We start from the raw sequence: 22,994 nt of genomic DNA, 5'->3' as shown, positions 1-22,994 counted from the left end.
TAGCGATGATGAAAGACAGAATGAGGTTGCGCTACAGATTACTTCTGCTAGGGACGTTGATTGTGCTGGTGTTCCAACTCAGAGCAAACGCGGTTCAGCCAAGCCTTGAGATGAAAATCGATCGCTTCATTACTCACCAGATGACCACTCAACACATTCCTGGTCTAGCTTTAGCAATTACCCACGAAAATCAGGTGATGTATGTCAAAGGCTATGGTAAAGCGATCGCTCAGCAACCTGTCACGCCACAAACCCCATTTCCGATCGCCTCACTGAGCAAATCCTTTACAGCGATCGCTGTGCTGCAATTAGTAGAAGCTGGGAAAATTGATTTGGATGCCCCTGTGAAACAACACCTGCCAAACTTCACTCTGGCTGATACTAAAACGGCTGATCTAATCACGATTCGTCACTTACTGAATCACACCAGTGGGTTATCTGACCTGAGCTTTTCAGAAGCATTTCTACCCCAACCCACTACACATGCAGAGCGAATACAGAGTTTGCAAAAAGCTCGTCCTGTTGCGGTTCCTGGAACCCAATTTCACTATTTCAATCCTAACTATGATGTCTTGGCACAAGTTGTGGAAGTGGTCAGCGGTCAATCTTTTGGAGAGTATTTGCGATCGCACATTTTCATCCCGCTTCAGATGTCCCAGACATTTCATGCCACAACAATGGCTGAGGCACTTCAGCGCGGTGATCATATGGCAACGGGACATCTAATGGCGTTCGCAATCCCGTTTGCGGCTCAAGAACTATCGGGCTATCTGGGCGGCAATGCTGGCGTTATTTCTACGGCAGAGGATATGGCGAAGTATCTGATTTTGCACACGAATGAGGGACGGTTTGAAGACAAGCAATTTCTAACTTTAGACAGCATGGCTCTCATGCATACGCCACCACCGCAAATTAAAAGTCCTTATGCAATGGGATGGTTTGTCACAACGGAAAATGGCAGAAAGATTCTCCAACATAATGGTATTTTGTCTACGTTCTACACCGATGTTGCGGTATCACCGGACGAAAAGTACGGTATTGCTCTGCTCTACACCATTAGTGCAACGTCGCTCATTGCGTTTGCACTACCGCAAATTAAAGCGGGATTAATTCAATTACTGACAGATGGAATGCTTCCTCCAGATAGTTTTAACATTAATCTCTGGGGTATCAGTCTCGCAATCTTGACAACTATTGGTGTAGCATTAGCGATTCGTAGTCTACTGTATTTTCCTCAGTGGAAACGAAAGACCCGCGCAACATCTAGATGGCAAATTCTATTGGGTATTGCATGGATGTTTTTCCCGTTAGTTGTCACACTAGCGATGCCTTGGCTAGTAGGGATGATGAGCGATCGCATTTTCAACTACCAACAACTCTTCCGAGCGATGCCCGATGTTATGCTTTGGCTGGGTCTGTGTGCAGGGTTGGGTTCCATCAACGGAACGATCCGTCTGATCGCTTGTGCTAATGATAGGCAGTCGAAGGAAAGCGGAAGATGAGCAAGCCTAATGTGGTACGAAAGTTTTTCAGTTCCCATTAAAAGCTTTGCCGCTTCAATTAATTAACTTTGTCTATGCCCAGGTACCTAGAAGAGTCGATCCGCTGGGTGCAACAGATGGAAAATACCTATCGCACGATCCTAACCAAGCAGCGTCCAATTGTAGAGAGTGATTCCATCTTTGAAACAGCTTTAGTCAGAGCTTGTGGCTACTGGATGTTGGATACATTAACGCGACATTTTGAATCTGCTTTACGAAAAGATCTGAATTGGGGAATTTCTACTACCCGCCAACGGATTTTGGCTCGCTTAGAAGCATTCATTACAACAACGCAAGAATTCAATTAACTTCCTGGTTTACGCGGCACTGCTAGTCGGTTGTTGGATCTGTTGCAGCAGCGTTGGAGAGGTACGCCTTCTCTCCCTGATTACCCAGCATTCAGATGACTATCGTGGAAATGAAAGATTCATGCGATACCCAAATGGCAAACCCTATTGGGTATCGCATGGAGAATAAGCTTTTTTGCAGGACTTGGTTTCGTCAATGGAACAATACGGCTTATTGCTTGCGTCGATAATGGGCGGTCATGAACTGCTGCCACTGCCCATCATCGCTCAACATATGTGAGGTTAATACCCGGTGATCGTCACTCTTGAACTCGATCACATCTTTGTACTTGCCTAGCTTCTCCTCACCCGTCATGACAGGTCCATCAGAGTTGAGTGTTAGTGCAGTTTCAGAAGCATCTAGTTCACCGTCATATATCCAGAGATACGTCATCATTGAGCCAATCCAGGTGCCCACATAGCGCTGTTTCTGTGGATCGTAGCCAAGGGTCATCAGAGTTGTTGCAGAACCACAGCCACCCATCTCACCCTGTCCTTCTGCCAATATCCAGAGTCCACCCAGAGAGCGCACCGTTTCTGTTCCCATTGATTTGACGGGAGGTTGATCAGGTTCCATCATCGCTTCGATTTCATACGTCCACTCACCAACGAGTTTCTGGAGCCACTGATGTTCTTTCTGCGGTTGAGCAGGCATAGATGGAGTTTGTTCAGTTTGAATCGTTTCCATTTTGTTCTCCTTGTGATGAATGAGAAGTGAGATCGCAGTAGATTTAACGTAGAAGTGCCGCGTTTCTATCCATAGGTCGGCTTTTGCGGATATCCAGGGGGTGAGTCTTCAAAGTCTTCCTGCCGTCCGTAGGGGGTCATATCCAGCAGGCTGTAGGAGTCAGTGAGGGATTCAACGCCACGGGCGTAGGTCGAGTAGGTGTGGAAAACATCGTCGCCTAGACGGAAGAAAACGCTGAGTCCGTGGCTCTCGCCTTGTATTACATTGGGTCCGTTTAATCGCTCTAACTCCGCCTTGTCTCGATAGTTGTATTCGGTGGGTGCAATAGTTTCATCCAGCGTGACATGGAAATCGTAGTTGAAATCACTACCAAAGGACGAATACCAGGGAAGCGTCCATCCCTTCAGCGTCTTGTAGGCTTCCAACTTGGGGAACGGGGCGCGCGCGACTAACGCAAAGGTCGTATCCCGTTCATTCAGCATAGATAAATCGCCCAGCGAATGAACAAAGCCTGTGCAACCCATACAGCCCTTCTCCCACTCTGGTGCAAACATGAAGTGGTAGATGATCAGTTGAGTTCGTCCCTCAAACAAATCAACGAGTTTGGTAGAACCGTTTGATCCTTCAAAAGCGTATTCCTTGTCAAGTTTGACCATTGGTAGCCTACGTCGTTCTGCGTTGATACGATCGCGCTGCTTAGTCAACTCTTTTTCGTGTTCAAGCAATGTTTTCCGAGCAGTCAACCACTCATCTTTTCCAACAACTTTTGGATGTGAAATTGTATTCTGAACCATTGTGAATCTCCATGAATAATAAAAAGCTCAAGCGACCTGATCGCAGTTGACCATCCACGGTGTGCCAAACTGATCAACTAACATGCCGAAGCGAACGGACCAGAACGTTTGCGCGATCGCCATTTTTACTTTGCCGTTTTCTGCCAGAGCGTGAAAAATTCTTTCTGCCTCGTCTGGTTCGGGAACGCTCACCTGGACGTAGAAGCCTTGAGGGGGTTCAAAATATCCCGGTGGGCAATCAGATCCCATCAACAAGCGATCTTCCAGTTCAAGGCAGGCGTGCATGATTTTGTCGTGCAATTCAGCTGGAACATTTTCTGCGGAGGGTGCTTCCTTGTGAGTCATCATCATGGTGATTTTGCCACCCAGACATTGCTCGTAGAACTTGAACGCTGCCTCACAGTTTCCGTCGAACATGAGATAAGAATTGATTTTCATGACTACTTCTGGGGTTCCTTCAAAGGATTGCGTTTTTTTCCTTTGGTTTGAACTTCAAATTGCTGATGGATTGAGTCTCAACGTCAAGATTGTGGAAGTCCTGCAATTTCAAGAACAGGGCGAATTTCGACCGTACCGACTCGCGCCCCTGGAATTCGATTGGCGATCGCGATCGCTTCATCCAGATCCTGAGCATTGACCAGATAGAACCCGCCCAATTGCTCACGGGTTTCGGCAAAGGGTCCATCGGTTACAAGCGATTTGCCCTCACGGACGCGAACACTGGTAGCCGTTGCAACAGGATGAAGGGGAGCAGATGCCACAAATTGTCCCTTTGCATGGAGATCCTGGGCGACCTGGGCAGACTCCACGTAGCAATGCTCGCGCTCAGTATCACTCATGGCGTTTTCGTCCATATAGATCAGCAGCAAATATCTCATTGGGTTGTCTCCTTTGTGATTTAGTCGAATGGGAATTGCCCAAATCGACACCTGACAGCAAAAATTTTGTTTAGTACAATTGAACTTTAGCTCTCTTTGTTAGTCAGTCGAACGGGAATCACCCAAATCGACATTTTGCCCAAACTTTTTTGTGTCGTTTTATGACAGGTACGGCTTCAACTCCAAAATCCGACGTTGCTCAGGCAATTGCCTCGGTTTATCGCACTGAATGGGGATGCATTGTCGCCACCCTAATTCGGTTGGTAGGAGACTTTGATCTGGCTGAAGAAGCCGCACAAGAGGCGTTTGCCGCCGCCAATCAGTGGGGGTTTGCAACCGTTTAGCTTGAGCAAGCGTGATGCGAAAGCTGTTTATATTACGGCGGTCTTAATTCTGTTTCGGCTTGTAATTCAAAACAACAACACCGCATTCAAAGGATGTTGATTTTACTAGCGCCAAATCTTGTTTGCTGTCGAGTTCTTTGAAAATGGGCATTCCGTCACCAATTGCAACTGGATTGATGAACAAATGAAACTCATCAATCAGTTGATGGCGGATAAGAGCCGAGACAAAGGTCGCACCACCATACGCGATGATGTCGTTCCCCTCCTGGTTTTTAAGTTGAGTAATTTCGTCCGCAAGCTCACCCTTGGCTAGCACCGTATTGTTCCACTCTGACTGGTTCAGCGTTTTGGTAAAAACAACTTTGTGCGTGTCTGTGAATTTCTTTCCGGCAGTAAAATCTTCATCATCGGGATTTGCAGCGACACCCGCCCAGTGAGGAATAAACCCTTCGGCAAGTTTTCGTCCCAACACAATGCAGTCAACCGGAGCAGTGATCGTTTCAACATACTGTTTCAACGCATCATCCCAATTCCACACCATAAAATCCATCTCACCATTCGGACCTGCAATGTATCCATCAACGGTCATTTGGACTTGTAGTTTTAATTTCCTCATGGTCATATTTGCCTCTGTTATAACTTTTGCGATGAATGCCTTTGTGATGAGAGTTTGTTACTTCTACTGATCTGCTTTAGCGGAACTGCCTGACATCTCCCCAACCCTACCGTCACCCACAGGAAACTGTCTTGAACAAAAGCGACAGAGGCTCAAAATTTATCGTTTACGACTAATTTGAGCCGGAGTCTGTCCGATAAAGCGTTTCAGAGATCGCGTCAGATGCGACTGATCTGCATAGCCTATCTGGTCAACCGTATCGAGGATCGATACGCCCTGTTCCAGCAAATCTGCTGCCTGTTGCGCCCGTTCAATTTGCTGGATAGTGCGATGCGTTAACCCGGTAGCTTGAATAAAATGACGCTGAATGGAGCGAAGCGATTCCTTCGGAGGTGTACTCTGCGCTAATCGCCCTTGCCGTTGTCCACGTAAGACGGCATCCACAACTGCCTCCCGCACCAGTAGCCCCTCGCGCACGAGCTTATCCACAAAGATATCGGCATCATCAAAATTAGGAAATTGCCACGCCGAGTGATTCAGCCAGAAAGATTGACTCGTTGCTGCTGGTAGGGTTGTCGCGTTATCTACCAGGCTACTGACAGGCAAATAAGGCATAAAGGTGCCCAGTTTAAATTGGATACCAAAAAACTCGGCATTTGCAGGGCAGGGAGCAAGTGTTGCCTGTGTCTCTGGTCCTCGTAGCGTTAGCGCCGTCTTACCATCCTGTCTCGTCACGACGATTTCCCAGTGGCTTACAGCACGAGAGATAAAAGAATCCGCATTCTCACTTTGCGTCCGCCAGATTGTTTCTACAAAAGATGATTCGGATGGTCTTTCCTCAAAGATAAAGATCATGCTTCTGCTTCTTGGGTGCCAGGTTTAGGTTGAAGCGTCAAGCATCCATGATGCCGTTGAACAGGAAATGAAAGATCCTCTCATCGGGTGAACTTGAAACTTAAACAAAAGGCAAGAAAAGACAAGTTAGTTTAGTACATAAATACTGACATAATCCAATCGTTTCATCAGTTTTGTTAGGGTACATCAAAGCACCGATCGACTTTCTGCACATCCACGTCCAACTCAACTGATAGGGGATTCAGATATGGATAATAATCCCAGCATTCTCTCGCATGTTTCGATTGGCACCAATGATTTTGCACGAGCGATCGCATTCTATGACGCTGTGTTGCAGACGCTGGGCTGTAAGCGACTGATGGAGCATTCGGGAGCAGTCGCCTACGGCAAACAGTATCCTGAATTTTGGGTAGGACCTCCCTTCGACGGGCGGGAGCATCCCAAATGTGCAAAAGTACTAGGCAGCGAGGGTTTGATTGAGATAAGCACAACGAAGTTTTAACATCTGATTAACATTTTCTCGCTTCCACTGAGCGCCAGAAAGCTTCAATCGACGGTCAATCTGTTTGACTGCCGACTCTACCGCACCTGAACCAATCGAGCAGAGTTGGTCAGCTTGAAACTGCTGATAGTCAATCAATCGGTTGCGGTGAGTCTGGACTATGTAATTGGGCACTTGTCCACTTTTGGTGATCCAGATTTTCAAACTGCTTCAAAGTCAATATTCACGTCATGAAAATTCGCGATCGCAACGTCGCTTCACCAAAAGTAGACAAGTACCTAAAAATGGCAAGCCTAGCTCAGTATTTGTGGCTTTTAACAGAATCTAATGCTGTCCAGACATCGACCAATATCCCGGGTAGAGATATCTGGTTAAACAGCCAATTTTTGGGGAAACTTTGGGGACTACTTTTTGCCAACCCCTAGAACCTATGCCAGGAACGAGACTTGAACTCGTGACACGAGGATTTTCAGTCCTCGATTCAATGCCCGTCCTGCAAGGGTTTCAGCTTTCAGTTTTGACTTTTCCCCCAATTTTCCCCCAATTCTTACTTTTTTGGGTATTGTTAGGGATTTTTGACAATTTTTAGGGCACTAACCCTCTGTATCGGATTGCGATTATCTGCCTAGCAATCACTAAGCGACTTGGACTTGGGAATAGAGCATCAGTGGAAATCGTCATAAAATAGGGGGAATCGTCAATCTGAAAACCGCATCATGGCAGAGCAAGTCACGATCACGCTTCCAGATTTCCTAGCGCAGCAGGTGCGTGAAGTTGCAACCTTGACCCAACGCCCCTTGGAGGAAGTGCTGTTAGAGTGGCTAACCCGTGGCAGTGCGGAGCCTGAAATCTCCTCTCTGACCGATGATCAAGTGTTGGCGCTTTGTGATTCAGAATTATCCTCGCAGGAGCAAACGCAACTCAGCGACCTTTTAGGCAGACAGCGTGAGAATCAGTTACATGAAGATGAAATGCAGCAGCTTAATCAGTTGTTACAGCGCTATCGCCGTGGATTAGTGCGAAAAGCGGAGGCTTGGAAGGTTGCGGTGGAGCGAGATTTGCGCCCTGCCCTGAGATAAGCAATATGAACTGTCTTTATACTCCTGTTGAGGTTGTCACGATCGCAACACTCCAGCTAAACAATGCTCCTAATGTATTAACGGTAAGAAGTTACTCGATCCTAGCGTGATACCATCTGCCTGAATTCTAAGAATTAATCACCCAGTTTCGGATTTCGGATAACGCGATTGCAACCTCCTCTTCTGTCACGCTGGGCAGCCGATTTGTAATGTAATCTTCATCTAAGCCTGTAAGTTGGCTAAAATCTTCTTCAATGCCATCGAGAAGTTGCGGTGCGATCGAACTGACTTGCCAATCTCGATCCCAAAAAATTCGGTCTGCGAGATCTTCGACAATTTCTTCCCATAAATCGAGGTCAGTGGAGCGATCGCTAAAGCCGGCTTCTTCCTCGCGCTCTCCGTATTCCTCAACCGCAGACTCCCAACGAGGGCGCACAAATTCTTCAAAGGCATTCCAGAGCGATCGACGATAAGCATATTTCAAATCTTCCTCATCCTCTGACCATTCATCCTCTTCTGAAATCTCTTCCTCCAATCGCATTTTTAGGTAAGCGAAAGGGAAGTAAGCGCCAGCTTCGAGAACATTCGTCAATTCTGGGGCTTCGACTTCTGGCTTCAAGAGGGCAGAGAGACAATGATGAAGAATGATGACTTTTTGCTGGAGATTTGCAGAATCGAAGATGCGATCGCCCGTTTTGACATCTAGGTCGTCACCCATGACTTCGATGTAGTCAATTGCACCTTGCATGGCGGTCAGATAAAGTTCTGCCTCAGTGCTTTGGAGCGATCGTAGTCCTAAACTGGTTCGCCAAACCATTGATTCTTTTGTCCCCAAATGTTCCCTTCTATTTTCTGCGATCGCGACGAGAAGCAAAACCACCACGATCCTCGCTGAAGATGGACAGCTTAACCTGAAGGAAACGCTTGTATTGCTGTGTATGGCGCGACAATACTCCAGCGCCTATCTAACTAACCTGAGTTCTGGATAAGAAAGGGCGGCGAAAGTACGCTGAGAATTACCAAAATCATTCAGCATCACCCGTCCTAGGTTCAGCTTAGAAGAACTCTTTTATCACGTCGATACCTTCTGCCAAGCGTTTGAACCCGGTTGGTGACAGGAACTTTCGACCCATCACTGCAAACTCGTCAACGGTTGCGACAGTTGTGCCTGAGTGAAATCATGACGATTCTAATTGCGTTTCAGCAACAAGGCTACCGCACGTTCAAGGACTACTATCTCAAGTACGTCTGTTGCTACTGGAGAGCAGTATTTCCAGGGTTAATCAGTTATCAGCGCTTTCTCAGTTGGATGCCGTTGGTCTTGTTACCCTCGTGTGCATATTTGCGTTCGCGTTTTGGTATGTGTAATGGTAACAGCTTTATTGACTTCACTAGTCTCAGAGTTTGTCACAATTGCCGCACCAAGCAGCATCGGGTGTTTGAAAACTTGTCAGCACGAGGTAAAACTTCGGTTTCAACAGCAGTTTACTCCCTGCTGCTTAACTGGAACTGACGTTATGTAGATGTATTGTACTAAGATGACCCGTTGAGTTTTGATAAAACAGCCTGGTATTGCTCGATTTGTTGGCGCAGTTCAATATGACGATCGCTCGTCGCTTCTTGATTAATGAATAACCCTTGCCCAGCTAGTTCATCATAGGAAAGAGCAATAATCTGCTGGAGTGCTTTTTTACGACTTCTTTCTCCATAGAAGTCAGGGCATCTGGATAAATTGGAATTTCGCCTCTAGCAACTTGCTCAATAAACTCTGATTTTGAAAGTTCCCTTCGGGCTGCCAAATTTTCCAATTGTGCAGTACCAGTAGGCGTAAGCGTAAAATTCGTCCGCTTTTTCATTTCACCGTACTTTTCTGGTTGTCCCTTCTGATTTTTCTTTCCTTTAGTGGGCATGAGTGGTTTTCTACTCCTCGTCTATTATTTCAATCCTACCTCTGTTTCCTAATTGTCTCTATTGAAACAAATGTATTTATCCATAGCTAATACGTATTAGCTATGGGGCTGTGATATATTGCAATTTAGCTAATACGTATTAGCTAAATTTGCCTTAATTTAATTGAGATTTTCTTGTTAGAGCCTTAGAAAGTTGCAGATGAGCATTCAGCGAATGCCCAAATCCTTGGTCCTCCCATTTGGAGAAATTTGCTTATGGAACTCGTTCTTCGAGCAGTACCTGTGCATCGCGGATTACTAAGCGAGCATCAAAGTTACGTCGCGAGCCTGCTGTTTGGCGACATAGCTCGACTCCTGGATGTAGATTGTCTTTATGTACCCAACGATCCAGTATTACCTGACTTTGCTCAACGCAAACCTAACCCAGTCAGGGTTAAATCGATCGCTCAGTACATCCTAGAAACTTATGAAAATGGAAGTACCTTCTTTCCAGCAATCTGTGTCAACGTTCAACCCCGACCCGTCTACCGAGACGGTAGCATTATTCTTCCATATTCCTCTGTTAGTCTACGTCTGACTGATGGACAGCACAGATGCTTCGGCATTCGTCAAGCACTCAAGGAAGTTGAGAATGATCCAATCAAAGCTGCTGCTTTAGCTCAACTCGAACTAGGTGCGTTGGTTTACGCCGGATTATCCCTAGAGCAAGAGCGGCAGGCTTTCCGAGATCAAAACTTGCTAGTGCAGCGTCCTAGCGTGTCCCTAGCACACACATTTGATCAACGCTCCCCATTAGTCTTGATTGCTAAAAACCTTCTCGATCAAGTTCCACAATTTCGGGACAATGTTGAGATGGTTGAAAATGGACTCGGTAGACACAATCCTAAGTTGATGACGTTTTCAACTCTGGTCTCAGCGACACAGCATATGTATCCGAATCTACGATCGAAAAAAGACTTAGAGGCTCGAAGCGACTGGGCTACGGCTTTTTGGATTGCTGCTGCTTGTGCTTTGCCGGATGATCCCTGGAGGATGGTGAGTAAACAAGAACGTGAGCGTCAACGACAAGAAGATCTAATTGTAACAGGCGTAGCTATACAAGCTTTAGGCTTGGTGGCGCGCGATTTGTACATTGAGGGTGTACCCGGTGAGAATTTGCTCAAGCGGCTCTCTAGGTTGAAAGACATTAACTGGAGACGAGATGAACCAATATGGCGAGAACGTAGTGTGACACAGATGGGTGCAAAGGGCACCCCTATTGTTCAAAACACGCGTACAACTGTTGATGCTTGTCACCGAGTTTTACGTGAGTTCGTAGGAATTATTTCTGAAGTTTGCACTGTTTAGTGGTGTAAATATTTCTTGCAAGGCATCACGATCGCCAAATCTCTGGCGATCGTATCGTGCATCCCACCAGAGCCAATTAGTAGAATCTGCCCAAACTTGATGCTTCCTAAGAACTTCTAAGCGCGTCAATGCCAAACCCCCTAAAACAAAATCTGGTCTGCTCCAAGTTAAGAGATCGTCTAACTCTTGACTTGACAACCCAAACTTCAGTCCCATTGGCATAGTACTTTCTGGTTTTAACAGTCCTCCGAGCGCAATTCGTTGAAAACCGATATTGCGATATTCACTTATCAACGCCGTTAGAAAACTTTTGGGCAAATGGTAATGAGGAAGAACAGTACTTACTTGGGGACTGGAAGGATTCTGCCAGTTGTACAGCGCTTCCCCCATCTGCACAACACCGATTAGACAATAAGGTCTGGGTTTAGATGAATACTCTTCCCATGCAATTTGTGCTAAATGCAAAGAGATCAAGGGTTCACCAAATACATCAGGGGCAAAAACATAATCTGGGCTGAATCTATCACAGCGATCGAAGAAAGTTTTGAGCTTATGTTGAAGTTGTTGGCGATCGGCTAGCTTAAGTTCTCGTACCCATCGATCATTCACAAACGTACACTCAATTTGGCAATACCAGGGCTTGCCTTTGTCCTCGAACACACCACTGTCGATGAAGTATGGCTTGCCTTGTGAGCGAAGTAATGTAAGAAAGTTATCCGACTCAACGAAAGTTGCTAGTACGCCGAAATCGCCCTCAATTCTCTGCAATTTCTTCAGAAGGTTAAGTCGATTAACAGCAAACACAGGTAAAAACTGTTTGAGCATGACTTAGTTCTCGATTGTCGTGAAACTTTTCAAACCCACTTCATTATTTTAATTCACTCGGATAAGGCTGCTCATTAAAAGATTTAGCACCTCAAATTAAGCTTAAGGATATTTAAGTTTCACTAACTTTTCTCTTGAGTAGCCTCTTTTAGGCAGAAATCAGGATAGTGTTAAAAGCCCGTGGGGTAAGTTATTTGAATGGCTTTATTGTGATGTTCATTCAACTTATATTTATGCAGGTTACAGAGATTTGGAAGGTTGGTTGTGATCACTGTTGAAGCTTACAAAAATCTTGTCCGTGAGGTTCTTAAACGTGATCTAGATCAAAATCCAGCGCAGCGCGATGGAATCAGCCATGAAGGCAACGATGTTCTTATGTTAGCATCTGGACCAGGATCGGGGAAGACTACTGTTCTCGTATTACGTGCACTACGCCACGTTCTAGTAGATGGCATTCTGCCTGAACAGATACTCATTACTACATTTACCAAAAAAGCTGCCAAGGAGCTTCGGACTCGTTGGCTCGATTGGGGTACAACTCTTCTGAATAACCTATCTACCGTTCCTGATTTTCAAGAATTAATCAATCAGATTGATCTAAATCGATGTCGTATTGATACCTTGGATAGCATTTCACAACAAGCCCTTACAGAAAACCGACTTCCTGGACAACTTGCACCAGTTTTAGCAGAGGGGGCAGCATCCAAACTGCTATTAAAGCGAATATCGTTCAGTACAGTTTATAGTGCTCACCAGGCTGAGTTAGATCAACTTTTCGCTGCATACACTTTTGAAGGTGACCCACCACGCAATCGTGGTGAGGCTTTGTCTGTTGCAAAAACTATATGCGAGCGGCTCATACAGGATCTTGTTGACCTGGAGAGCTTTGGCAGTGTTAGTTCTGCTCATCAATATGTGGTTGATATTCTCACAACATATCGCGACCGTCTCCGAGAGACCAACCTGTTTGATTTTGCCCTTTTGGAACTTCAGCTTTTAGAGAGGCTTAGGGATAGAACGTTGCACGAATGGAGTAATGGCATCTCTGCTCTTCTAATTGATGAGTATCAAGATACAAACCCTTTACAAGAAGCTATCTACTTTGAAATCATCTCAGGATCATCTCCATTAGTAACAGTTGTTGGTGACGACGATCAGTCGATGTATCGATTTCGTGGCGGTTCTGTGGAACTCTTCACTCAGTTTGGAGAAAGATGCAGAGTTGCAACAGGTCGGCAGACTCAACGAATTGATATGATTGCTAACTACCGCTCATCCGGCGAAATAGTTGGATTCTACAATAGTCATATTAGTGGAGATCCAGGTTTTAATTCTGCACGCATTTTACCCCCTAAACCAGAAGTTGACTCTCAAAGAAGTCTAGTAGGAATGCCAGTTCTTGGGTTATTTCGCCCAAGCCCAACCGACTTGGCAGTTTCATTGGCTTCTTGGCTAGAGCAGTTATTTGCAAATCGAAGTCTCATTCTAAGTAACGGTGGAGAAAGTTATGAACTTAATGTACCAACTGCAGGGGATTTGGGTGATTGTGTCTTGCTAGCTCACAGCGTTGAAGAGATTAAGTATAAGTACAACAGACAACAGAGAGTTGGTGACACCGAAGCAAGGTTTACTGGTCATTTTAGAAGTGCAATGCACCAGCACAATCTTCAAGTTTTCAACCCTCGTGGTAGGGCACTTAGAACAATTATGAGTGTTCAACAACTGCTCGGACTTCTACTACTATGTCTCGATCCGGATGGAACTCTAGTTGACCAAGTATTTCCCACGAATGAGGCTCGATTCTTCCTGGACGAATGGAGAATAGTGGCTAATAGGTTAATCAATCAAAACCCACAACCATCAGACATGGGTGGACTTCGTCACTTTGTTGCGCGATGGCAGAATGTATCGCGCGGAAATTACGATATCGCTTTTCCTCCAGATTGGCCCGTATTGGAACTGATCTTTAAATTAATCGCATGGATGCCCAATTTTCAGAATGATCCAGAACATCAGGTCTGGCTTGAAGCAATTACAAGAACGGTTTCTAGCGCTGGCATAGCTTCACCTTATGGTATGAAGATTTTGCAAAATAGCCTACACTGTAATTTAAGTCGCCAGAGCCTTATTCGAGATGCGCTTTTGCCCATCGCTGAAGATGAGGTAGAGGTCGATGAAGACATTATGCCCAGCGTTCCACGCAATCACTTGCAATTAATGACTATTCACCAAGCTAAAGGATTGGAATTTCCCCTTGTAATTGTTGATGTAGGTAGTCATTTTACTAGAAATCATCCCAAACAGGCTTTTCGCAGATTTCCCCGAAGTCCAGCAAATGTTGTAGTTATGGAAGACCATGTTGAGCCACACTTAGCCGCTCCTCTTAGAGGTAGCAGAACACCCCTCGATCGCTCCTTTGATGACTTAGTACGTCTCTATTACGTTGCGTATAGTCGCGCACAATCTGTGCTTATGCTAGTTGGGTGTGAATCATGTCTAAAATATGGTACCGGAGCAAATTTGTCTGGGGCAATTCCTAATATCGCGCTTGGCTGGCATCGGGATGAAACTTGGCCTTGGCGGCAACCTTATACAGGGAGACAGCGTCCTATACGAGTTGAGTCTCCATTGTTATTAATCTGAACTATGGAACTAGAAGTTAAGCGACCAGATCACATTGTGCCAAGCTATTCGATGACGGGTGACTTGCTCTCGTACCTCCGATGCCGATTGCAATATCGATACCATAATGGAAGTGCGCTTCCCCCGTCCCGTCCCGTCCAGCAATGGTTTGGGGAGTTTCTTCATGGAACTCTCGAACTAGCTTTTAGGTTTTGGCAGGACAACCACGCTGATTATCCATTCCCTTGGCCTTGTACTAAGCGGGAGTGGAGATCTGACCCACCGAATTGGGAACCGAACGACATCGGTAATTTTGCGAATACTGTTGAAGCTGCCTTACAACAACAAGGTAAAGAGGCACGAAGTGAGGATGCCCGCGACTCTGGCTATCGTCGTGTTGCAATGGCTGTAAACCTATTAGGACCGCATTTATTTCCTTTAATTGCTTCAGCAGAAAGAAAGGTTATAGGCACAAGAGCAGTCCCGCCCTCAACGGTTCCATTAAGATGCTCGAATTATGAGGTTCATGGTGTTATTGATGTTTTGACTCACGTTACGCTCGGGGAAGCCCCTGATACCAATTTAATCCGCGAGTACGTAAGAGATGCATGCTTGGGTATTTCTGGTCAATATGAAGTCATTGTTGACTATAAGGGATCAAAGCGTCCTAACCTTTCAGAACCATACTGGGAGCAAGGCGATTGGCAGGTTCAAACCTATGCTTGGCTTAGAAGTCGTCAACCGGATGCTCTACCCGTCGCAGCGGGTATTTTGATCTATATCAATGAACTTACACCTGGCGACAGAGAAATGCAGAGCCTAAAAAGGGGCATTGCAAATTTCGATACAGATGTTTTGCCAGAACCTGATTCAGCAGACGCTCAACTAGTAAGAATGTGGAGACCAGGTAACTCTACTGAGCAATTATCACTTGAGTTTCGGCTTCGACGTGCTATTCGCGTTATTGAGATCAGCGAACACAGCACTCAGGAAGCATTGTCTTCATTTGATGATGTCGTTCGCCGAGCAGAGGAAGACGTTGTACAGGAAGCATATGTTGGAGGTATCTTGCAGGCTTGGTTTCCCCAATGTGACGACGAAGACACTTGTGCAGCATGTGACTTTCGGTACTTTTGTCCTCGACCTGCTGGCAAGGCAGCAGGATATCAACCAGACACTCCCTCTGCTCCATAGCTCTATTAAGGCGACTGAACTTTATCTATTTCATCGTTGTGATGAAGCACAATTTGTATCTACCTCAACTCGAGGTGATGTTGAATTTCTCGCAACAGACTAGCGCTTCCTTTGCTGTTTACTCGTAGCAGTCGCTCCTGAGGACAATGCTCCTCAATAAAACCAGTGGCAGCGTGTTTTGCACTAGCAGTGACCATCACAATCAAGTCGTCGTTTCTCGACCACTGGCACAATCGATCGCTGCCCCCTTTGTCGTGGCTTAGATGAACAGTAATTCCTTCGCAAGCTTCTTCGAGAAAACTCTTAACTCTTTGAGCAACTGGTTCCGTTAAGGTATAGATTAAAATCGCCTTATTTCTAAGTTTTTGAAAGATATTTTGTTCACCTTGCGCTGATGCTTGCCCTAAGTCTTGTTTAATGAGCAGGTCTGAGAACGAAGCTTCTAATCCCAAATCTTTGGCAAGCGAGTGAAAAATACTCCATTGCGCTTCATCAACTCGACTGGCGATTCCTCGCAAGGTTTCGGCAATCTTGAATAGTAGTTGTGATCGCTTATCTTGATTAGAACAAGGATAAACCACAAAAATGTTGATTAAATCTAACCCCCAATCAATCGTGCTTGGTGCTTGATTCGTTTCCCATAAATCCAGAGCATGACTAACCATGTCCGTGTACTGCCGAGCACTAACCCCAAGCTTTAACAGAAGAGTGATCAACTCGTTGAAAATTGCCAAATGTGCCTCGCTAGCACCCCTTAAGAGAATACCAATCGTAAGATTTTCCAAAAGAGCCGTGTAGATTGGCAGAAATTCACGACGTGGAAAATCAGGATCTTTTTGAAAAGAACTTAGAAAGTGAGGAAAGGCATTTTGCAGTGTTTCGGGTGCTTTAGAAGCAACGTCAGTCTGTAAAGACACGAATCGATCTATTGCTCCTGATGCACTTAGTAAGTCAGCAACACTCCACTCTTGTGCTCCTTGCGCTGCTGAGTATAGCGCTCGATCCCAGTTGGGATTTTGCTCTAGAATCGAAAGCCAGTCTAACCAATTAGTTGGCACAAGATCTGCTGTTGTTTCAATCGGAATCGTTCGCTTGCTAATCAGTGAATTAAGAAACGTTTGGTTGCTGCGGCTAGCAAGAATAAGCTCGCGTTCCTGAAGAGTGAGTTGATCGAGCGCTTGCAAGGCTATTCGCTCTGTTTCTAAAGTTTGCAGTTCGTAGGCTGCCATTAACAACAAGCGTACAGATTGTGGGGACGGAGAATAATTGGTCAGAAGTGCAATTACGCGATCGTAATCTCCAATTTGTTGTGCTTCAATTGCTGCTTCTAACGGATCGACCACCACAGAAGGTTTGTCTGGAACTGTAGGAGGTAGCAGTCGTGCCAAATTTTGGAGGTAGAGTTGGTCTGCTTCTGGTAGCCCAGGGATAGTCAGTAATTCATCACGTAAGGTCGGGTTTGGTTTTTCGCCTCCTACAGCCAAAAGCATAAAAGATTTGACGACCTCCGGAAGTCGACTGCCAGCGCGGTTAGCATATAAATCTCCATATTCAGGCAGGACGGCTTCGTGAAAGAAACTTGCTGCACTGCGGGCGGCGTTGGATCTCTCAAATCTGCTTAATTCGCATTGATAAACTGCTTGGATAAGGGCTTGGGTGACAGCCGGAGGTCGACGCATTTGCAATAGCTCTCCGAGATCATACAGTTGCAAGATCTCTTGCCACGCTTGAAGCTCAGCCAGCATTTGCACCCTGAGAAATAATAAGTTAGTGGTGTCAAGACGATTCTGGCTACGGAGGTATTGCAGTTCTTTTTCGGCAGCAGGGCGCTCGCCTGCTCGAAGAGCCATGTGAAAATCTCGAAGTACTCGCCCAGTTGCCCGTGCCACTTCATACGTGCTGATTGGCTTGCGATCAAGAACTAGAAGCATTCTTGACAGGGCATTACGGAGTTGCGTCGGATTGCCTTTATCAGTCGGGCTGCCTCGAAACTTAAATGCGTTTCCCTGAGTAATGTCAAAGACAGCTGCCTCAATTGGGTCGCTCAGATTTAAACGAGTTCGTTGACCGCGAAAGGTTGACCAAGTAGGACCAATAAAGGCAGTCAAATCTTCTCGTAATCCTCGAAGCTGCGGTTCAGAAAACGCAAGACCATACCAGTTAGTATCCGCTTCACCAATATAAGGAAGTACAGTAGGAAGTCGATCGTTCAATCGCATAATCCAAGGCACTAGGAATGCAGTCGCTATACCCTGTTGCCTTTCTATCTGTTTCAGCTCAAAGCGATTGCCATTTCCAAAAAAGCGCTCTAGAAATTCGCGAGTTTCCAAGCTAATTTCCAACCTCATAAGACAACTCCTCCCCAACGTTCCCTAAAATTGATTTTTTGCTCTGCAATCGTGGCAAGGTCAGTTTCGTAGCTCAGCATTTCTTGATTAACCGTAATGCCATTAAAGGTAAAATTCATCGAGCCTGACAGGAAAAAGGAGTCTGACAAGATTCCTTTTGTGTGCAGTTCTTCCGCCCGATGTAAGTTTAGATAGTTAGAGTCTGCCTTAGCCTTCAAAGTTTCTAGAAAGCTGTTGTTGTGCAAATCATACCGAGTGGCAATGCAAACTGTAGTTCCCTGTTGAGTGAGTGTAGCTAGAACCTGAGAAAATCGAATCTTAGAACGGTACCACGCAGGCTCTAAGGAGAGAAAGGTGTTAGCTGTATTGTCAATTATTGGAATATCTGAAATCCAGGGTGAAACGAGCCATAAGCATTGGCTAGGAGCGATGAGTTCTGCTACTAGGATCGTTTGAAGCAAATCCGGTAGCTGTCGAGAAGTCAGGCGGGAGTGAAGATAGCGGGTCATTGCACAGCCTCTCGAATGCGTAGTCTGATAGTGTATCCTTGCGTCGTTCTGCGAAAGCCTTCAACAACGGGATAGACATTGAGGAAACCAACCGAGATCGGTTCAGTCATCAATTGCAGTGCTGCTTGCTTTAAGGCTTGTCGAGCGGTTAGTTGAGCCGTTAATGAAACGGCACCCTTTGTTCTCAACGCCTGTTCGACCTGTTCGCGCCAATTCGATTCTTCTAATTTCACTACGTTTTCAGCGGGTTGCAGCACGTCCAATAAAATTTCTCGATCGGCTTCTGGCACGATCGCAAACGGGTTGTAGAAAGAGATCGCTCGATTGCGAATCAATCCGCCCCGCAGCCATAATCGACCATAGAGTACTTGAAAGCAGCAACCATTGCGTCTTGTCTGCAGCGGCAGTGCAGCAGTAAATCTATCCTGGGTGCTAGCAACATAAGCGAACACTCGCGCATCAATTTCAACACCCAAACGAGTTTCTTCTGTTTGCCAGGTGCGAATTAATTCAAGCAGTTGGCGATCAGTTTCAACAGTGCTACCGGGCGCGAGAACGCGGGCGTGAATCGCCGTCATCACAGCAGGCGTGACCAAGATGCCTTGCTGGGTCAAAACTCGGCGAAGCTGCTCGTTCGCGCTCAACAATTCCTGATAGGATTTTGCGTTTCGCACTTGTGCCAAAGCCCGATTCGTAGAGGATTCTGTCGCGGTTAACTCCAGCAGCTTTGTGAGTTCTGAGTCTACAATCTCAAAGTCCGACGGTTCCAAAGCACTCTCCACGAGGCGAAAGAAGCCTAGCGGATCTGCCGCATAGCGCTGCAAAATCTCTTCAATCACCCCGCTGCCGCCTGGACTCGCTTCCGTTAACCATATTTCCTCCAGTCCTTCCGGTGCAGCAGGACTATCGGGCGATCGTGGTCCCGGATCGAGATCAAGTAGCAAATCATCAGAGTCAAACTGTGGGCAAAGTTGACGACAAGCCTCCAATAGAGCACCACCCAATGTTGCTTTGAAGCGCTGTTTTGCCCACTCATGCCAACCTGCATCTGGTGAGCCCCACAAAATCTGAGCCAAATCATTCAAAACTTCTTGGACGACAGGCGAGTTACAAAGTTCTCGCAGTTTTGCATGCGTGGGCTGACGACCAGGCGGCATATTTGGTGTCTGCTGATCCCGATAGTCTGCAAGCTCATTGGTAGAATCTTCATCTACCTCCTCGACATCCGAAGTCTGAAAGATTTCATCTAGAGCGGCAGCCATTGCCTGCCCAATTCCTTGTTTACGGATCGCCTCGAAAGCTTCAAGCAAATTAGATTGATCTTCTAACGCACGCGCAACCAGCATAGATAGATAGATCTGATGTAGCCAGTCCCGTTGAAAAATATTAGCGATCCCGTCTAAACGCAAATCGCTCAGAATACAGTGTTTGAAGTAGGAACTGCGGAACGAACGAACTTTATTGCGGTTGGCATCGTAGTCACTAACCGTGAAATCTTCTGGAATTTGGTAACAGCACACCAATCCATCCACGCTCTGAGCAAATCCAACCCCTGCTGGGTTCCCGCTGACTTGCTCAACAAATTGAATCGTTGTTTCTAATTCCCGAACTTCTCGATTCTGAGAAATTCGTAGGTTAGCCTCTGATTCCAGTGCAAATCGCCGCACTTGCAAAGGATTTTGCTGATTGTGTGTAAAGCTAAAAAGGTCGGAAACAATATTCACCCAAATCGATTCTTGCGGTAAATCTAATCGATTGCCGTTTGAGGGTGGAACAATTTGCGTCCGCCACTTTAATTGAGCGTTGGACTTGTCAACGACTTCAGGTGGAATTTGAGCTACTCTCAATGTCCAAGGACGAATGCAGCGTATGTCGGCAACTGCTTCGTTTTGCCAAATTTGAAATGTACCAGCTTCTTCAAATTCACTGCAATATTGTTCTACCGGCAGCGTCTGGTGTCCACTTTCAAGATTGGGCGGTGCGATCCAATGACTAATTTGACTGCGCTGTACGCCGAAGCGACGCGAAACTCGTCCAGGAGCGAAAGTTTTAAGCGCCTGAAGAATTGGTAAAAAGTTCTCCCCTTCTGGGGATTGCTGATTTGGCGGCGGTGTGACAATGCGAACTTCTGGAAGTAGCAAGTCGCTAAATAAACTTCCAGGTACGAAATCAGGTAAAGGATCACTGGTGTAATAGTCAAGTTCTGGTTCTCTGGGCAGTTGTAAGCGATGCCACTTTGATTCCAATCGACGCAGTAGAGTGGGCAATACAGCGGTCATTAATGCTCTAGGTGGCTCCCATAGAATCGCTCGCGTCTCCTCAGGAGAAAGCTGCATGGCGGCTTGAAGATACGCTTCTAGAGATTGTTGCTGTTCCTGCTGTTCTAAGACTGACTGAAGAATTCGTTTTTCTTCTTCCTGACGCTGCTGAACTGATGAAGATTCATCTTTTCTAAATCTGAAGAATGGTTTTGTGAAATCTTTCCATACACTGCCTTTTGGTAACTGAGTAAGCTGAAGCTGTTGGGCAACCCAGTCCATACAGGCAAACGCAGCTTGGATGCGAATGACATAGCGATTGGAGATCGGCAACAACCGTTCTTCCAGAATGGGATCAAACAGCAAGTCATAGTTTTGATAGGCAATGCGATCGCGCCCGTAGTCAGACAACACCACGACCGTCCAGGGACGCATCGCTCGACTTCGTCCAGCTCGCCCTTTACGTTGTAGAAAGGATGCCATATCTCTAGGCGCTTTGTGCTGGATGACTGCACCCACCTCTGGGTCGTTGAATCCAACCTCTAGTGCAGCGGTCGCGACAATCACATCTGCGGCGGCATCCACCCCGGTATCCTGAGAACTCGTGCGAGCGATTTCTAATGGATTTTGAAGGCGATGCCCAATTTCTTCACACAAGAGCCAAGACTGTCCTGCCACTAATCGCTGTACTGAATCAGCTTTATCGTGGCTTCGTATCGCCGCCAAGGGTTGCTGCCCATTCTTAGGGCGACCCAGACTGTTCCGTCCTTCAGCATCCAACAGGTTGTGAAAAAGGCGGTTGGTAACATCTAGATCATCGGTAAAAGCAAAGACGCGAGAACCATAGGCACCGTTGCTGATAGCATTGTTCGATGGATCAAGCACCCGTCTTAACAGCATTGCGGTTTGAATACTGGTAGAGAGCAGACTAGTCCCAGAAACCGGATCGCCTCGTAAAGCCAGCAAGTATTCCATTCCTTCTGGCTTCACATTATCGCCCGGAGAAATCTCTTCAACCGAACCGGGTTCCAAACCAACGAGGTGCGTGAAAAAATCTGCTGCGCTTCGCAGGGTTGCAGATAGCCCTGTGAATTGAACTCGTCCGCCAATCATCTTTTGCCATCGTCGTAGCAAGTATGCTACCTGCGCCCCATGAATGCCCGTGTAGGTGTGAACTTCATCAAGCAAAACAATTTGAGGCGGCTTGGCAGTTCCGATGCCAAAAATGTGACCGTACTGAGAATCGCCCATCGAGCGATTGAGCATTTCAGTTGTGGTGAACAGTAAATCAGGAGGTGTTTTAACCATGCGATCGCGAGTCAAAACGATTTCATCCTCACGAATCACAGCACCACATTTATCGTCCAGACAAATTAATTGCTCTTTGCGCTTGGCAAGATCTTCTCGCCTCCAACTTAAAGCTCCATCGCAGTGAGGACAGCGTAGATAAGGACAAGTGAACCCTTGTCTTTCTGATTTCCAGTTGTTCTTTAGCCTATAATCATCTAAATTAGCTTGCCGTGGAGTTGCACCAAAGAAGGCTCCAATTAACAATTTGCGTTGCCCTTGCTCGGTCAAGACTGCGTCCAAACGGCGCGCCTCGATATAGGTTTCAGAAAATTGATCTTTTAGAAGTTCATTACGTGGATAAATTGCGAGTGCTTTCGTCCAGAATGATGTTTTCTTCACAAGCCCGGCGATGTGAGCTAGGGCAGGCAGATAAAATGCCAAGGTTTTCCCAGTTCCGGTTCCAGCACAAACAATCATACCGCGACTTTTTTTGCTATTTAGGTCGCGCAGCATTCGAGCAGTCGCGCGATGCTGAAAATCTGATAGATCCAAGGTGCGATCCGGCGATTTCAACATGACTTCGAGCGCAGCACGTCGAATTGGAGTCAATAACTTATCGGCTTCGAGTTGTTGAATTACTGTCTCTGGCTTGGTCGTGCGTGCTGGATAGACTCGTTGACGCAAAGAGAAACGGTAATCAGCTACTAGCGTTGGGGAAGTTTGCCAGTCACATTGGGGAAAGAGTTGCCGCAGCCGTGCAAACAGTCGTACCGTCTCAGCCATGCGAGTTCGGTATACTCGTCTTCCTTTCAAATTAAAGTCAAATAAAAGGTTTTGCGCCCGCATAGCAGCGATCAGGCGTGATGCGTTAACATCGCTATTTTGATCTTGAATGACTGCTTCGGCGAGTTCTTCAATTTCAGTTTTGCTAAAGCCACTGTCAACTACTCCCCAAACCAATAACTTGACTTCATCACTTTCCAGTCGATTGAGAAATTCACGAACGAGTAGATGCAGCGAATTATCCATGATGGCAAAACATAGGAG

General features: G+C 46.2%; 21 protein-coding genes and 1 pseudogene. 9 read left to right on the top strand and 13 right to left on the bottom strand.

Annotated features, from left to right (window positions below):
• Positions 1 to 20: 20 nt before the first annotated feature.
• Positions 21 to 1,502, top strand: a complete 1,482-nt coding sequence (locus OU814_RS24960; protein WP_268242440.1) for a serine hydrolase domain-containing protein — start codon at positions 21 to 23, stop codon at positions 1,500 to 1,502.
• A 74-nt stretch (positions 1,503 to 1,576) separates the two neighbouring features.
• Positions 1,577 to 1,849: a hypothetical protein gene (locus OU814_RS24955; RefSeq protein WP_268242439.1), complete on the top strand. Its 273-nt coding sequence runs from the start codon at positions 1,577 to 1,579 to the stop codon at positions 1,847 to 1,849.
• A 211-nt stretch (positions 1,850 to 2,060) separates the two neighbouring features.
• Here OU814_RS24955 and OU814_RS24950 read toward each other — a convergent pair whose 3' ends face one another.
• From OU814_RS24950 to OU814_RS24935, 4 genes are all read right to left on the bottom strand, one after another.
• Positions 2,061 to 2,576, bottom strand: a complete 516-nt coding sequence (locus tag OU814_RS24950; RefSeq protein ID WP_190650615.1) for a DUF1579 domain-containing protein — start codon at positions 2,574 to 2,576, stop codon at positions 2,061 to 2,063.
• Positions 2,577 to 2,641: 65 nt separating this feature from the next.
• The gene (locus OU814_RS24945; RefSeq protein WP_268242438.1) at positions 2,642 to 3,370 is read right to left on the bottom strand and encodes a DUF899 domain-containing protein; all 729 of its coding nucleotides are present in this window, start codon (positions 3,368 to 3,370) and stop codon (positions 2,642 to 2,644) included.
• 27 nt (positions 3,371 to 3,397) lie between these two features.
• On the bottom strand, positions 3,398 to 3,808 hold the full coding sequence (locus OU814_RS24940) for a VOC family protein (RefSeq protein WP_268242437.1): 411 nt from the start codon (positions 3,806 to 3,808) through the stop codon (positions 3,398 to 3,400).
• Between the two features lie 83 nt (positions 3,809 to 3,891).
• Positions 3,892 to 4,248: a YciI family protein gene (locus OU814_RS24935; protein ID WP_268242436.1), complete on the bottom strand. Its 357-nt coding sequence runs from the start codon at positions 4,246 to 4,248 to the stop codon at positions 3,892 to 3,894.
• 161 nt (positions 4,249 to 4,409) lie between these two features.
• Between OU814_RS24935 and OU814_RS24930 the strand changes: the two genes are divergently transcribed.
• Entirely contained in the window at positions 4,410 to 4,592 is a 183-nt protein-coding gene (locus OU814_RS24930; RefSeq protein WP_268242435.1) for a hypothetical protein, read from the top strand.
• A 43-nt stretch (positions 4,593 to 4,635) separates the two neighbouring features.
• Here the strand turns inward: OU814_RS24930 and OU814_RS24925 are convergent, their stop codons facing one another.
• Positions 4,636 to 5,208, bottom strand: a complete 573-nt coding sequence (locus OU814_RS24925) for a dihydrofolate reductase family protein (protein WP_268242434.1) — start codon at positions 5,206 to 5,208, stop codon at positions 4,636 to 4,638.
• Between the two features lie 159 nt (positions 5,209 to 5,367).
• A complete protein-coding gene (locus OU814_RS24920; RefSeq protein WP_268242433.1) occupies positions 5,368 to 5,943 on the bottom strand; it encodes a helix-turn-helix domain-containing protein in 576 nt (191 codons plus the stop codon).
• Between the two features lie 367 nt (positions 5,944 to 6,310).
• On the opposite strand from OU814_RS24920, the gene OU814_RS24915 reads away from it, so the two are divergent.
• Positions 6,311 to 6,565 (top strand): hypothetical protein, encoded by a 255-nt coding sequence (locus tag OU814_RS24915; protein ID WP_268242432.1) that lies wholly within the window; start codon positions 6,311 to 6,313, stop codon positions 6,563 to 6,565.
• Here OU814_RS24915 and OU814_RS24910 read toward each other — a convergent pair.
• Positions 6,521 to 6,715 (bottom strand): annotated as a pseudogene (locus OU814_RS24910) (ISKra4 family transposase); the annotation flags it as partial. The gene OU814_RS24915 and the pseudogene OU814_RS24910 overlap by 45 nt on opposite strands.
• Positions 6,716 to 7,281: 566 nt before the next feature.
• Between OU814_RS24910 and OU814_RS24905 the strand changes: the two are divergent.
• Positions 7,282 to 7,644: a hypothetical protein gene (locus tag OU814_RS24905; RefSeq protein ID WP_268242431.1), complete on the top strand. Its 363-nt coding sequence runs from the start codon at positions 7,282 to 7,284 to the stop codon at positions 7,642 to 7,644.
• Positions 7,645 to 7,771: 127 nt separating this feature from the next.
• Here the strand turns inward: OU814_RS24905 and OU814_RS24900 are convergent, their stop codons facing one another.
• Positions 7,772 to 8,524, bottom strand: a complete 753-nt coding sequence (locus OU814_RS24900) for a hypothetical protein (protein WP_268242430.1) — start codon at positions 8,522 to 8,524, stop codon at positions 7,772 to 7,774.
• A gap of 300 nt (positions 8,525 to 8,824) precedes the next feature.
• On the opposite strand from OU814_RS24900, the gene OU814_RS24895 reads away from it, so the two are divergent.
• A complete protein-coding gene (locus tag OU814_RS24895) occupies positions 8,825 to 9,157 on the top strand; it encodes a transposase (RefSeq protein ID WP_268242429.1) in 333 nt (110 codons plus the stop codon).
• Positions 9,158 to 9,290: 133 nt separating this feature from the next.
• On the opposite strand, the gene OU814_RS24890 is transcribed toward OU814_RS24895, so the two are convergent.
• Positions 9,291 to 9,554: a CopG family transcriptional regulator gene (locus OU814_RS24890; protein WP_268242428.1), complete on the bottom strand. Its 264-nt coding sequence runs from the start codon at positions 9,552 to 9,554 to the stop codon at positions 9,291 to 9,293.
• A 255-nt stretch (positions 9,555 to 9,809) separates the two neighbouring features.
• Here OU814_RS24890 and OU814_RS24885 point away from each other — a divergent pair, with 255 nt between their 5' ends.
• Positions 9,810 to 10,901, top strand: a complete 1,092-nt coding sequence (locus OU814_RS24885; RefSeq protein ID WP_268242427.1) for a DNA sulfur modification protein DndB — start codon at positions 9,810 to 9,812, stop codon at positions 10,899 to 10,901.
• On the opposite strand, the gene OU814_RS24880 is transcribed toward OU814_RS24885, so the two are convergent.
• A complete protein-coding gene (locus OU814_RS24880) occupies positions 10,857 to 11,726 on the bottom strand; it encodes a hypothetical protein (protein ID WP_268242426.1) in 870 nt (289 codons plus the stop codon). The genes OU814_RS24885 and OU814_RS24880 overlap by 45 nt on opposite strands.
• Positions 11,727 to 11,990: 264 nt before the next feature.
• Between OU814_RS24880 and OU814_RS24875 the strand changes: the two genes are divergently transcribed.
• Both OU814_RS24875 and OU814_RS24870 read left to right on the top strand, forming a co-directional pair.
• Positions 11,991 to 14,369 (top strand): UvrD-helicase domain-containing protein, encoded by a 2,379-nt coding sequence (locus tag OU814_RS24875; protein ID WP_268242425.1) that lies wholly within the window; start codon positions 11,991 to 11,993, stop codon positions 14,367 to 14,369.
• 3 nt (positions 14,370 to 14,372) lie between these two features.
• Positions 14,373 to 15,542, top strand: a complete 1,170-nt coding sequence (locus OU814_RS24870) for a PD-(D/E)XK nuclease family protein (RefSeq protein ID WP_268242424.1) — start codon at positions 14,373 to 14,375, stop codon at positions 15,540 to 15,542.
• Between the two features lie 59 nt (positions 15,543 to 15,601).
• On the opposite strand, the gene dpdD is transcribed toward OU814_RS24870, so the two are convergent.
• From dpdD to dpdJ, 3 genes are read right to left on the bottom strand one after another with little or no spacing between them, the layout of a single operon-like run.
• On the bottom strand, positions 15,602 to 17,890 hold the full coding sequence (dpdD, locus tag OU814_RS24865; protein WP_268242423.1) for a protein DpdD: 2,289 nt from the start codon (positions 17,888 to 17,890) through the stop codon (positions 15,602 to 15,604).
• Complete coding sequence (dpdK, locus tag OU814_RS24860) at positions 17,887 to 18,399, bottom strand: phospholipase D-like domain-containing protein DpdK (protein ID WP_268242422.1); 513 nt, start codon at positions 18,397 to 18,399, stop codon at positions 17,887 to 17,889. Before dpdK ends, dpdD begins: the two co-directional genes overlap by 4 nt.
• Positions 18,396 to 22,976 carry a protein DpdJ gene (gene dpdJ / locus OU814_RS24855; protein ID WP_268242421.1) on the bottom strand — a complete coding sequence of 1,527 codons (4,581 nt, stop codon included), beginning with the start codon at positions 22,974 to 22,976 and terminating at the stop codon, positions 18,396 to 18,398. Before dpdJ ends, dpdK begins: the two co-directional genes overlap by 4 nt.
• Positions 22,977 to 22,994 lie beyond the last annotated feature (18 nt).

Origin of the sequence: Leptolyngbya sp. GGD, from assembly GCF_026735145.1 — a bacterium.
In the GTDB taxonomy this organism is placed as follows: Bacteria; Cyanobacteriota; Cyanobacteriia; order Leptolyngbyales; family Leptolyngbyaceae; genus Leptolyngbya; species Leptolyngbya boryana.
Note: the sequence above shows the minus strand (reverse complement) of the source record. Positions and strands in the feature narration are given on the sequence as shown.